Source organism: Glutamicibacter sp. NPDC055354, assembly GCF_053644955.1.
Genome location: NZ_JBSHMB010000003.1, coordinates 167,729 through 180,245, shown reverse-complemented (window position 1 = coordinate 180,245; position 12,517 = coordinate 167,729). Strand labels below are relative to the sequence as shown.

The window sequence follows — 12,517 nt, the reverse complement described above, 5'->3', positions numbered from 1 at the left end:
GATCGAGGTTTTGTTCTGCCAGCGCATTTTTCGCGAGTGGAGCAGGAAACGATGGCTATGGCGCTGCTCACCGAGCTGTGCGAACGGAGATTTCATGGCAACACAGCTCAACGGGCCAACCGCCCGCGAGATCATCAGCACCGGCGAAGCCGTGCTGGGCATCGAGTTCGGTTCAACGAATATCAAAGCCAGCCTGATCGGCCCCGGCCACCAGCAGCTTGCCAGCGGAAGCCACGCCTGGGAGAACCAGTACGAAAACAGGAATTGGACCTACTCCCGCGAAGCCATCGTCGCCGGCCTGCAGGACTGCATGGCCCAGGTGCTGGCAGATGCCCAAGAGCGCCACGGAGTACGCCCAACGCAGCTAGGAGCCGTTGGAATCTCCGCGATGATGCATGGCTACCTCGCCTTCGACGCCGACCGGGAACTGCTGGTTCCCTTCCGCACCTGGCGCAACACCTCCACGGCAAAAGCGGCGGCGATGCTAAGCGAGGAACTGGACTTCAATATCCCGCAGCGCTGGTCCGTAGCGCACTACTTCCAAGCGCTGCTCAACGGCGAAGAGCACGTGTCGAAAGTTTCCCGCCTGAACACGCTGGCCGGATTCGTGCATGAGCTTCTCACCGGAAATTTTGTGCTTGGCGTGGGCGATGCCGCGGGAATGTTCCCCATCGATTCAGCCACCGGCAGCTACGATGCACGGATGCTTTCCGCCTTTGACGCGGTGGCTGCCCGGCATGGCGCGACCGCAGGGCTTTCCTCAATGCTGCCCGCGGCACTGCCCGCCGGTGCAGATGCTGGCACGCTTAGCGAAGCCGGGGTCTTGCTCCTGGACCCCACCGGCCAGCTCCAGCCTGGCAGCCCGCTGTGCCCACCGGAAGGAGACGCCGGAACCGGCATGGTGGCCACCAATTCGGTAGCCCAGCGCACCGGCAACATCTCCGCCGGAACCTCCATTTTCGCGATGGTGGTCCTCGACGCGCCGCTCAAGGAAGTGCACCACGAAATCGACGTGGTCACCACGCCCGATGGGCATCCGGTAGCCATGGTCCACTGCAATAACGGCGCCAGCGAATTTGCCGCCTGGGCCCAGGTCTTCGGGCAGTTCGCCCGGGCGCTGGGCAGCGACGCCGACGACAACGCGGTCTTCGAAACCCTGCTGCGTTCGGCCCTTCAGGGTGCTGCCGATGGTGCGGGGCTCTTGGCCTACAACAATCTTTCCGGCGAACCGGTAGCGGGTCTTGCCGAAGGCCGTCCGGCCATCCTGCGCACCCCGGACTCCACGCTGAACCTGCCCAACTTCGTGCGTGTTCAGGTGTACGCCATGTTCGCCACGCTGAGCCTCGGACTGCGCGTGCTGGCCGCCGAAGGCGTCGAGGTCAAGCAGATGTTTGCCCATGGCGGCATCTTCCGCACCGCCGGGGTGGCCCAACGGCTGCTGGCCGCTGCGATCAACACTCCCGTCCTTGTCGGGGACAGCGCCGGACACGGAGGTGCATGGGGCATCGCCGTCCTGGCAGCGTACCGGCGCCGAGTCCTCGATGGCCTGCAGCAGTCCCTGCCTGAATTCCTGGATTCCGAAGTCTTCGCCGGTGCCGCTTTGAGCCTCGCGGAGCCGCAGGCCGATGACCGTGCCGGCTTCGAGGCCTACCTGGAAACCTATGAAGCCGGCCTGGCCATTCAGCGCACCGCCATTACCGCCATCTAGGCATCGCACACAGTTTCGGACGAAAAGAGAAACCGATGAATCAACCACGAATCCTGGCGGATTACCCGCAGTCAATGCAGGACGAGGTGGCCACGGTCCGCCAGATTGTTGCCGACCTGCACGCCGAATTGCCGCGCTATGAGCTGGTGGTCTGGACTGCCGGCAACGTGTCGCAGCGCGTGCGCCACCCGGAAATCGCCGACGGCTCCGCGGACCTGTTCGTGATCAAGCCATCGGGCGTCGCCTACGACGAGCTGACCGCGCAGTCCATGGTGGTCTGCACCTTGGACGGCAAGCTGCTCGATGGCACCCGCACCCCGTCCTCGGACACCGCGGCCCATGCCTACACCTACGAGCACATGCCGCAGGTGGGCGGCGTGGTGCATACCCACTCCACCTACGCCACCGCATGGGCGGCGCGCGGCGAGGAAATTCCCTGCGTGCTGACCATGATGGCCGACGAATTCGGCGGCCCGATCCCGGTAGGCCCCTTCGCCATCATTGGCGATGATTCGATTGGCCGCGGCATCGTGTCCACGCTGAGCGAGTCCCGCAGCCCGGCCGTGCTGATGCGCAACCACGGTCCTTTCACGATCGGAAAGGACGCCAAGGCCGCAGTCAAAGCCGCGGTGATGTGCGAGGAAGTGGCGCGAACCGTGCACATCTCGCGCCAGCTAGGCAACCCGGTCGCGATCGACCAGAAGCATATCGACTCGCTCTACGAGCGCTACCAGAACGTCTACGGACAGTAAGGACATCATGGCCAAGGCATATAACACCCAAGAAATCTGGTTCTTCACCGGCAGCCAGGACCTGTACGGCGAAGAGACGCTGCGCCAGGTGGCGCAGCAGTCCACCGAGGTCGCGCAGGCGCTGGATGCGTCCGCCGACGTTCCGGCAAGGATCGTGTGGAAGCCGGTCCTGAAGGACTCCGAATCGATCCGCCGCGCAATGCTGGAAGCAAACTCGGATGACAAAGTGCTGGGCGTCATCACCTGGATGCACACCTTCAGCCCGGCCAAGATGTGGATCAACGGCCTGAAGGCCCTGCAGAAGCCGCTGCTGCACCTTCACACCCAGGCCAATGTCGAACTGCCCTGGGATTCGATCGACTTCGACTTCATGAACCTGAACCAGGCCGCCCACGGCGACCGCGAGTACGCCTACCTGGCCACCCGCCTGGGCGCGGCCCGCACCACCGTGGTCGGCCATGTCTCCAACCCGGCCGTATCCCGCCGCGTGGGCACCTGGATCCGCGGCGCTGCCGGCTTCAACGCCGTGCAAAACCTGAACCTGGTCCGCTTCGGCGACAACATGCGCAACGTCGCGGTGACCGAGGGGGACAAGACCGAGGCGGAGATCCGCTTCGGCGTCTCGGTGAACACCTGGGCCGTCAACGACCTGGTCGAAGCGGTCCAGGCCGTGGCCGAGGCCGACATCGATGCGCTGGTCGCCGAGTACGAGCGCGAATACGACGTCGTGCCCGAACTGCGCGCCGGCGGTGCCCGCCACGAGTCGCTGCGCTATGCCGCATCCCAGGAAATTGCGCTGGAAGCCTTCCTGTCCAAGGCCGGCGCCATGGCGTTCACGACCAACTTCGAGGACCTGGGCGGGCTCAAGCAGCTGCCGGGCCTGGCTGTGCAGCGCCTGATGGGCAAGGGCTACGGCTTCGGCGCCGAAGGCGACTGGAAGACCGCGGTACTGGTGCGTGCCGCCAAGGTCATGGGCGAGGGCCTGCCGGGCGGCGCCTCGCTGATGGAGGACTACACCTACGACCTGACTCCCGGCAAGGAGCTGATCCTCGGCGCCCACATGCTCGAGGTCTGCCCGTCGCTGACCACCTCCAAGCCGCGGGTTGAAATCCACCCGCTGGGCATCGGCGGCCGCGAGGATCCGGTGCGCATGGTCTTCAACGCGGACGTTGCCGAAGGTGCGGTGGTCGTGTCCATGGCCGATATGCGCGAGCGCTTCCGCCTGACTGCCAATGTGGTGGATGTGGTCACCCCGCCGGCGGACCTGCCGAACCTGCCGGTGGCGCGCGCGGTGTGGAGCCCGCGGCCGGACTTCAATACTTCCGCCGAGTCCTGGCTGGCTGCCGGCGGTGCGCACCACACGGTGATGTCCACGGCCGCGGGGATCGAGGCTTTCGAGATCTTCGCTGAAATCGCAGGCACCGAGCTGCTGGTTATCGATGAGGAAACCACCCGCCGGAACTTCGCGCAGCAGATTCGCGTGAACCAGAGCTACTACCGCTTGGCGCAGGGTTTCTAGCGGTTCGAAGGACACCTGCCCAGGTAATGCGCGCCCCGTGGCGGGGCGTGCATTACCAATGAGTAAGGAATCTTAATTTATTTACATCGAGGGTGGCTGAAATCACTGTGTTAGCGCTAACATAGTGTGAGTCCAGTCTCACTCGCAGATATGGCAACCTTTCAAGGAGGAAAAGATGGCATGGAATAATTGGACCCGCAAGGCCGCGGCGACCATGGGATCGCTGGCACTGGTCGGCGCATTGGCAGCGTGCAGCGGCGGTGGCGCTGGCGGCGGAGCAGGAGCCGGCGAAGGCGAGTCGACTGCACCTGAGGACATCCAGGTGGGCGTGGCAATGCCAACCGAGACTTCCGAGCGCTGGATTGCCGACGGCGAAGCCGTCAAGTCCCAGCTGGAAGCCGCTGGCTTCGAAGTCGACCTGCAGTTCGCGAATGACGACATCCCCACCCAGCAGCAGCAGATCGACCAGATGATCACCAAGGGCAGCGACATCCTGGTAGTCGCCTCCATCGACGGCACCGCGCTGTCCACCCAGCTGCAGGCCGCAGCGGACCAGAACATCCCGATCATCTCCTACGACCGCTTGATCAACGGCACCGAGAACGTCGACTTCTACGTCACCTTCGACAACTACAACGTCGGCGTCCAGCAGGCAACCTCGCTGCTGACCGGCATGGGCCTGGCCGATGAGGAAGGCAAGCGCACCAGCAAGGAGGGCAAGTTCAACGTCGAGCTCTTCGCCGGTTCGATCGACGACAACAACGCGCACTTCTTCTGGAAGGGCGCCATGGATACCCTCAAGCCCTACCTGGATGACGGCACCCTGACGGTCAAGTCCGGTCAGACCAAGATCGAGCAGGCAGCTACCCTGCGCTGGAGCCAGGAAGAAGCCCAGTCGCGCATGGAAGACCTGATCACCGCCCACTACCAGGGCGGCAAGACCAAGATCGACGGCATCCTCTCGCCATTCGACGGCATCTCCCGCGGCATCATCACCGCACTGTCCAACGCCGGCTACGGCAAGACCATCGAGGCCGGCCTGCCGATCATCTCGGGCCAGGATGCAGAAATCGCTTCGGTGAAGCTGATCGACGATGGCGTGCAGTACGCAACCATCTTCAAGGACACCCGCAAGCTGGCTACCCAGGCTGTCGAGGCAGTGAAGTCCTACGCAGGCGGCGGCGAGCCGGAAGCCAATGACACCGAAACCTACGACAACGGCAAGAAGGTTGTTCCTTCCTACCTGCTGGATTCGGACATCGTCGTCAAGGACAACATCACCTCCCTGCTGGTCGACTCCGAGTACTACACGGCCGAGGAAGTCAAGGCCGGCCAGACCAAGTAGTCTCCCAGGCCGCAATCCGGTGGGCGGGAGGGCAAGCCGCCCTCCCGCCCACCGGATGCACCGCTCACAGCACACACCAAGGACGTCTGCACTATGGACACCACGATCCTGCACATGCAGGACATCACCAAGACTTTTCCCGGAGTCAAGGCGCTGGACGGCGTCAACCTTTCGGTTAGCAAGGGCGAAATCCACGCTATCTGCGGAGAGAACGGCGCCGGAAAATCCACCCTCATGAAGGTGCTCTCCGGGGTCTACCCGCACGGCAGCTACGAGGGCCAGATCATTTTCGAAGGCGAAGAGCTCAAGGCCTCGAACATCAAGGACTCCGAAGCCCAGGGCATCGTGATCATCCACCAGGAGCTGGCGCTGGTGCCGTACCTGTCGGTGGCCGAGAACATCTTCCTCGGCAACGAAACCGCGCGCGGCGGCTTCATCGACTGGAACGAGACCAACCACCGCGCCGCGGACCTGCTGGCCCGCGTGGGCCTGGACGAACTGCCGGTCACCCCGGTAGGCCAGCTGGGCGTGGGCAAGCAGCAGCTGGTGGAAATCGCCAAGGCGCTGAGCAAGAACGTCAAGCTGCTGATCCTGGACGAACCGACCGCCGCGCTGAATGACGACGACTCCGAGCACCTGCTGAACCTGCTGCGCGGACTGCGCGAACAGGGCATCACCTCGATCATCATTTCGCACAAGCTCGGCGAGATCGAGGACATTGCCAACACCACCACGATCATCCGCGATGGCCAGTCCATCGAGGCGCTGGACATGGCCGATCCCGAGTCCAACCAGAACCGCATCATCCGCGGCATGGTGGGCCGCGAACTGTCCTCCCGCTACCCGGAACGCGTACCGCAGATCGGCGACGTGGTCTTCGAGGTCCAGGACTGGTCGGTCCAGCACCCGGTCCAGCAGGACCGCACCGTGGTGGAAGGCGCCAACCTGGAGGTCCGCGCCGGCGAAATCGTCGGCATTGCAGGACTGATGGGCGCCGGGCGCACCGAATTGGCGATGAGCATCTTCGGCCACAGCTATGGCCGGAACATCACCGGCACGGTCAAGATGGACGGCAAGCCGGTGGACACCTCCACCGTGGGCAAGGCCATCAAGGCCGGCATCGCCTACGTTTCCGAGGACCGCAAGAAGTTCGGGCTGAACCTGATCGAGGACATCCGCGTGAACACCACCGCGGCCGGCCTGGACAAGATCTCCTCCAAGGGCTTCGTGGACGGCAACAAGGAGATCCAGATTGCCGAGCACTACCGCAAGTCCATGCGCATCAAGACCCCGAACGTGATGGCGAAGGTCGGGAACCTCTCGGGCGGCAACCAGCAGAAGGTCGTGCTGGGCAAATGGCTGCACACCGCACCCGAGCTGCTGATCCTCGACGAGCCCACCCGCGGCATCGACGTCGGCGCCAAATACGAGATCTACACCATCATCAACGAGCTGGCGGCTGCCGGCAAGGCCGTGCTGGTGATCTCCTCCGAACTGCCAGAGCTCTTGGGCATCTGCGACCGCATCTACACCCTGGCCTACGGCCGAATGACCGGCCAGCTGCCCAGCAGCGAAGCCACCCAGGAACGCCTCATGGAACTCATGACCATCGAGAAGGAAAGCACCCGATGACCATCACAAGCGAGCTGAAGGATATCTTCACCAAGAACCTGCGCACCTCGGGCATTTACATTGCCTTCGTGCTCATCGTGGTGCTGTTCACCATCCTGACCAACGGGCTGCTGCTCAGCCCGATCAACATCACCAACATCATCTTGCAGTACTCCTACGTGCTGATCCTCGCCCTGGGCATGATCCTGGTGATCGTCGCCGGGCACATCGACCTGTCGGTCGGCTCCCTCGTGGCGCTGACCGGTGCGGTCTCCGCGGTCATTGTCATCAAGGGGGATCTGCCCTGGTGGGTCGGCATGCTCGCCGGCATCGCCGTGGGCGCCCTGTGCGGCCTGTGGCAGGGCTTCTGGGTGGCGTACGTGGGCATTCCCGCGTTCATCGTGACCCTGGCCGGCATGCTGCTCTTCCGCGGCCTGACCTACGAAGTGCTGAGCAACGTGTCGCTCTCGCCGTTCCCCGGCGAATACGGCCAGATCGCCGGCGGCTTCCTCAACGGGCTGCTGGGCGGCAACGGATTCGACCTGTTCACCGTGATCATCGGCGTGATCGCCGTGGCCGGACTGTTCGTTTCGCAGTGGCGCAACCGCGCTGGACGCGCCAAGTACGGCCAGAGCGTTGAATCCATGGCCATGTTCCTGGCCAAGAACATCATCTCGGGCATCATCATCCTCTGGTTCTTCTGGCAGATCGCCACCAGCCGCGGCATGCCGATCGTGCTGATCATCCTGGCTGCCCTGATCCTGGGCTACCACGTGCTGACCACCAAGACCGTTTTCGGCCGCCACGTCTACGCCATCGGCGGCAACCTGTCCGCCGCGAAGCTTTCGGGCGTGAACGTGAAGAAGATCAACATGTGGATCTTCATCAACATGGGCCTGCTTTCGGGCGTGGCCGGCGTGGTCTTCTCCTCGCGTTCCAACGGCGCCCAGCCGGGTGCCGGCAACATGTTCGAGCTGGACGCCATTGCGGCCTGCTTCATCGGCGGCGCTTCGACCACCGGCGGCGTGGGCCGGGTGACCGGCGCGATCGTCGGCGGCCTGGTGATGGCGGTGCTCTCCAACGGCATGCAGCTGATGGGCGTGGGCGCCTCCACCCAGCAGATCGTCAAGGGCGTTGTGCTGCTTCTGGCAGTCGCCTTCGACATCTACAACAAGCGCCGCGCGGGCGCTGGCAACTAGCCTGCCGCTGGTGCCATGGGCCCTCCCGCACGCGATTGCGGGAGGGCCCATGCGTGCCCGACGTTTTTGATGGCCCAGCAAGAAGGAAGAAGACATGGACCGCCTCGCACTGCCCCTGAAGGACACCGCCAATGGAACGGTGCTGACGCTGCAAGCCCATGGCTTCACCGCGCAAGTGGCCACGGTGGGCGCCACCCTGGTTTCCCTCCAGTACGGCTCCCGCCCGCTGGTGCGCGCTTTCGACCCGCACGGGCCGCGCCCGGTTTTCGCCGGCGCCATCCTGGCCCCGTGGCCCAACCGGGTGATCGACGGGGCCTACAGCTGGGAAGGCCAAGAGCTGCAGCTGCCGGTCACCGAGCCGGAGCGCGGCCATGCCCTGCACGGCCTGGTGATCGATACCGGCTTCGAGATCATCGAGCACCGTGCCGACTTCGCCCAGCTGCGCACCGTCATCGCCCCGAGCGCCGGCTATCCGTACGAGGTGCAGCTGGTGATCGGCTACCGGCTGGAGGCCGGCGGGCTGCGCACCGTCGCTGCCGCCACCAACCTCGGGACGGGCACCGCGCCCTTCGGCTGGGGTTCGCACGCCTACCTGGTCGCCCCGGGCAAGAAGGCGGATGAATGGACCTTCACCCTGCCAGCTGGCAAGGTGCAGCTGACCGAAGGCCCGCGCCTGCTGCCGCGCGACACGGTTCAGGCCGCCGGCACCGAGCTGGATTTCCGCACCCCGAAGCCCATCGGGGATCTCTTCATCGACCATGCCTACACTGGCCTGGCTGCCCGCGCGGACGGTTCTTTCCGCGCGGAGATCACCGACGCCGGGGGCGTCGGATCGCACATCACCTGGGACGAAGCCTGCCCGTGGGTCCAGATACACACCGCCGACCGCGATGATCCGGCCCTGGACCGCACCGGCCTGGCCATCGAGCCGATGACCTGCCCGCCGGGCGGCTACAACTCCGGCCAGGACGTCATCGCCCTGGCACCGGGCGCCAGCCACGAAGCCAGCTGGCTGATCGGCCCGGTCCAGCCGCGCTAGCACCCCAGGCGCCACCCACCTTTGGAACCACCACGAGTCAACTGGAGAGATTGCAATGCCGCAGGGCTCCGCAGCACATGAACCGACCCACCGGGTCCATCACCTGGCCGATGGCCGCGAGGCGATCTTCTTCGCCGACGCCAATGCCGCCGTGCCCGAACCGGTGGCCGACACCCGGCCGCTGGATCCGCGCGGGGAGCCTGGCGAACTGCGCTACGACCGGCTGACCGGGGACTGGGTGGCCGTAGCGGCCCACCGCCAGTCGCGCACCTACCTCCCGCCCAAGGAAGAATGCCCGCTGTGCCCCAGCGTCCACGGGCGGCAGAGCGAAATCCCTGCCGAGGACTTCAACGTGGTGGTTTTCGAGAACCGCTTCCCGTCCCTGGGCCCGGCGCTGGGCCGGATTCCGGCGGCCGCACCGGTGCAGCAGCCGGCCCCGGCCTACGGGCGCTGCGAGGTCGTGGTGTTCACCCCCGAGCACACCGGTTCCTTCGCATCGCTGGATGATGCCCGGGCGCGCACCGTCATCGAGGCCTGGGCGCAGCGCACCGCCGCCCTGTCCGCCATGGAGGGCATTGCGCAGGTGTTCGTGTTCGAGAACCGCGGCCAGGATATCGGCGTGACCCTGCACCACCCGCATGGGCAGATCTACGCCTACCCGTACCTGGCGCCAACCGCCGCCAAGATGGCCGGCCAGGGCATCGCGCACCTGGAGAAAACCGGGCGCACCCTGATGGGTGACATCCTGGACTTCGAGCGCAAGGAGGGCAAGCGCATGGTCGCCGAGGGCGAGCACTTCTCCGTGTTCGTGCCCTACGCGGCCCGCTGGCCGCTGGAAGCGCACCTGGTGCCGCACCGCCACGTGCCGGACTTCGCCGCGCTCACTGCGGACGAAAAAGCCGAGCTGGCCGTGATGTACCGGGACCTGCTGCGCGGATTCGACGCGCTGTACCCGACGCCCACCCCGTACATCGCCGCCTGGCACCAGGCTCCGCTGGAGCCCGGGGCCCGCAAGGCCTCACGGCTGCACCTGCAGCTGACCAGCCCGCGCCGGGCCGCTGACAAATTGAAGTTCCTGGCCGGATCGGAAGCTGCCATGGGCGCCTTCATCAACGACGTCCCGGCCGAGCAGACTGCTGCACGGCTGCGCGAGGTCATGCCATGAGCCGCAGCGGAACGAAGGAAACCGCGGCGCGCGTCAACGCCCTGCGCGAGAAGTTCACCAAGGCCTACGGCCACCACCCGGAAGGCATCTGGCGGGCCCCGGGACGGGTGAACCTGATCGGCGAGCACACCGACTACAACATGGGCTATGTGCTGCCCTTCGCCATCGACAAGAACGCGCTGGTGGCCGTGCGCCGCAAGTCGCAGCTGGAGCCGGGCAGCCAGGTGCTGGATTTCGCCTCCACCTACGGGGCGGGCGACGAACCGCCGGTCACCTCCATTACCCTCGATGAGCTGGTGCCCCGCGCGGTGCCCGGCTGGGCCGCCTACCCGGCCGCCGTGCTGTGGGCGCTGAGCCAGCTCGATGGCGTGCAGATTGGCGGGCTGGAGCTGATGGTGGACTCCGATGTCCCGGTGGGCTCGGGCTTGTCCTCTTCGCATGCCCTGGAAGTGGCGACCATCGTGGCGCTGGACGATCTCTACGGCCTGGGCCTGTCCAAGGTGCAGATGGCCCAGCTGACCCAGCGTGCCGAGAACGAATTCGTGGGTGCTCCGACCGGGATCATGGACCAGAGCGCCTCGCTGATGTCCCATGCCCAGCATGCGCTGTTCCTGGATTGCCGTTCGATGGAATCCCAATCCGTGCCGCTGCCGCTGGCGCAGCATGACGCGGTGGTCCTGGTCATGGACACCCGCGTAGAGCATTCGCACGTGGATGGCGGCTACGCCGCCCGCCGCACCAGCTGCGAGCAGGCCGCCGCGGTGCTGGAGGTAGCATCGCTGCGCGAGGTGCACAGCGTCGAAGAACTGGAGGCCATCGGGGACCCGGTAGCCAAGCGCCGCGCCAAGCACATCGTGACCGAGAACCGCCGCGTCCTGGATACCGTCCTGGCGCTACGCGAAGGCGACCTGCCCGCGGTGGGCAAGCTGCTCTGCCAGTCGCACGAATCCATGCGCGACGACTACGAGATTTCCAGCGAGGAACTGGACGCGGCCGTGGAAGCGGCCATGGCGGCCGGAGCGATCGGAGCTCGGATGACCGGTGGCGGTTTTGGCGGCAGCGCCATTGCCCTGATCAAGCGCGAGCAGATCGAACCGGTCAGCCAGGCCGTCCGCGAAGCCTTTGACCAGGCCGGCTATGTCGAGCCGGCCATTTTCACCGTAATTGCAGACGAAGGAGCAGGCCGGGCATGAGTTGGCTAGTGACCGGCGGAGCCGGATATATCGGATCCCACGTGGTGCGTTCGCTGTCCGCGGCAGGCCTTGAGCCGGTCGTCGTGGACTCGATGTCCAGCGGGGTGCACGGCTTCGTTCCCGAACAGGTGCCGTTCTACCAGCTGAACATCCTGCAGACCGAAAAGCTCGTGGAAATCATGAAGCGCCACGAGGTCACCGGGGTCATCCACCTGGCCGGCTACAAGTATGCCGGCGAATCGGTGAAGCACCCGCTGCTGGCCTTCGAGCAGAATGTCACCGGCACCGCGCACCTGCTCGAAGCCATGGCGGCCTCCCGCGTGCACAACATGGTCTTCTCCTCCTCGGCAGCCGTCTACGGCACCCCGGACGAAGATGTGGTGACCGAATCCACCGGCACCTTCCCCGAATCCCCGTACGGACAGAGCAAGCTCGTGGGGGAATGGCTGATCCGCGACCAGGCGGTGGCTACCGGGCTGAAGCACACCTCGCTGCGCTACTTCAACGTGGTCGGCTCGGGCAGCGAAGAACTCTACGATGCCAGCCCGCACAACCTGTTCCCGCTGGTGTTCCAGGCGCTGAATGCCGGAAAGACGCCGAAGATCTTCGGCACCGACTACGACACCGAGGACGGCACCTGCGTGCGCGACTACGTGCACGTCGCCGACCTGGCGCTGGCGCACGTGGAGGCGGCCAGGAAACTGGAAGCCGGCGAGGTATTGGAGCCGGTCTACAATTTGGGCTCCGGCGATGGCGTCTCGGTGCGCCAGATCATGGATGCGGTAGCGAAGGCCACCGGCATCGGTTTCACCGCGGTGGAAGAAGCGCGCCGCCCGGGCGACCCGGCGCGCATTGTCGCCGACGGGAAGCTGGCCGCCCGCGACCTTGATTGGCAGATGCGCCATAGCCTGCAGCAGATGGTCCACAGCGCCTGGAAGGCCTCGGCCCAGCGCGGCTGACCGCACCAAGCTGAAGCGCAGCGGCCT

General features: G+C 65.4%; 10 protein-coding genes. All 10 read left to right on the top strand.

Features of this window, described 5'->3' with window-relative positions:
- Positions 1 to 94 precede the first annotated feature (94 nt).
- The 10 genes from ACWICV_RS14085 to galE all read left to right on the top strand — a co-directional run bounded on the left by ACWICV_RS14085 (position 95) and on the right by galE (position 12,490).
- Positions 95 to 1,708 (top strand): xylulokinase, encoded by a 1,614-nt coding sequence (locus tag ACWICV_RS14085; RefSeq protein WP_105656528.1) that lies wholly within the window; start codon positions 95 to 97, stop codon positions 1,706 to 1,708.
- Positions 1,709 to 1,743: 35 nt separating this feature from the next.
- Complete coding sequence (locus ACWICV_RS14080) at positions 1,744 to 2,460, top strand: L-ribulose-5-phosphate 4-epimerase (protein ID WP_105656527.1); 717 nt, start codon at positions 1,744 to 1,746, stop codon at positions 2,458 to 2,460.
- A gap of 7 nt (positions 2,461 to 2,467) precedes the next feature.
- Positions 2,468 to 3,979, top strand: a complete 1,512-nt coding sequence (gene araA / locus ACWICV_RS14075; protein WP_105656526.1) for an L-arabinose isomerase — start codon at positions 2,468 to 2,470, stop codon at positions 3,977 to 3,979.
- Between the two features lie 175 nt (positions 3,980 to 4,154).
- Positions 4,155 to 5,324 carry a multiple monosaccharide ABC transporter substrate-binding protein gene (gene chvE / locus ACWICV_RS14070; RefSeq protein WP_105656525.1) on the top strand — a complete coding sequence of 390 codons (1,170 nt, stop codon included), beginning with the start codon at positions 4,155 to 4,157 and terminating at the stop codon, positions 5,322 to 5,324.
- Positions 5,325 to 5,417: 93 nt separating this feature from the next.
- Positions 5,418 to 6,956 carry a multiple monosaccharide ABC transporter ATP-binding protein gene (mmsA, locus tag ACWICV_RS14065; RefSeq protein ID WP_105656524.1) on the top strand — a complete coding sequence of 513 codons (1,539 nt, stop codon included), beginning with the start codon at positions 5,418 to 5,420 and terminating at the stop codon, positions 6,954 to 6,956.
- Positions 6,953 to 8,134 (top strand): multiple monosaccharide ABC transporter permease, encoded by a 1,182-nt coding sequence (gene mmsB / locus ACWICV_RS14060; protein WP_105656523.1) that lies wholly within the window; start codon positions 6,953 to 6,955, stop codon positions 8,132 to 8,134. The genes mmsA and mmsB overlap by 4 nt, the downstream gene beginning before the upstream one ends.
- Before the next feature lie 94 nt (positions 8,135 to 8,228).
- Positions 8,229 to 9,173: an aldose 1-epimerase family protein gene (locus ACWICV_RS14055; protein WP_105662253.1), complete on the top strand. Its 945-nt coding sequence runs from the start codon at positions 8,229 to 8,231 to the stop codon at positions 9,171 to 9,173.
- 55 nt (positions 9,174 to 9,228) lie between these two features.
- A complete protein-coding gene (gene galT / locus ACWICV_RS14050) occupies positions 9,229 to 10,338 on the top strand; it encodes a galactose-1-phosphate uridylyltransferase (protein ID WP_454091195.1) in 1,110 nt (369 codons plus the stop codon).
- Positions 10,335 to 11,531 carry a galactokinase gene (gene galK, locus ACWICV_RS14045; RefSeq protein ID WP_454091196.1) on the top strand — a complete coding sequence of 399 codons (1,197 nt, stop codon included), beginning with the start codon at positions 10,335 to 10,337 and terminating at the stop codon, positions 11,529 to 11,531. The genes galT and galK overlap by 4 nt, the downstream gene beginning before the upstream one ends.
- Complete coding sequence (gene galE, locus ACWICV_RS14040; protein ID WP_402471915.1) at positions 11,528 to 12,490, top strand: UDP-glucose 4-epimerase GalE; 963 nt, start codon at positions 11,528 to 11,530, stop codon at positions 12,488 to 12,490. Before galK ends, galE begins: the two co-directional genes overlap by 4 nt.
- Positions 12,491 to 12,517 lie beyond the last annotated feature (27 nt).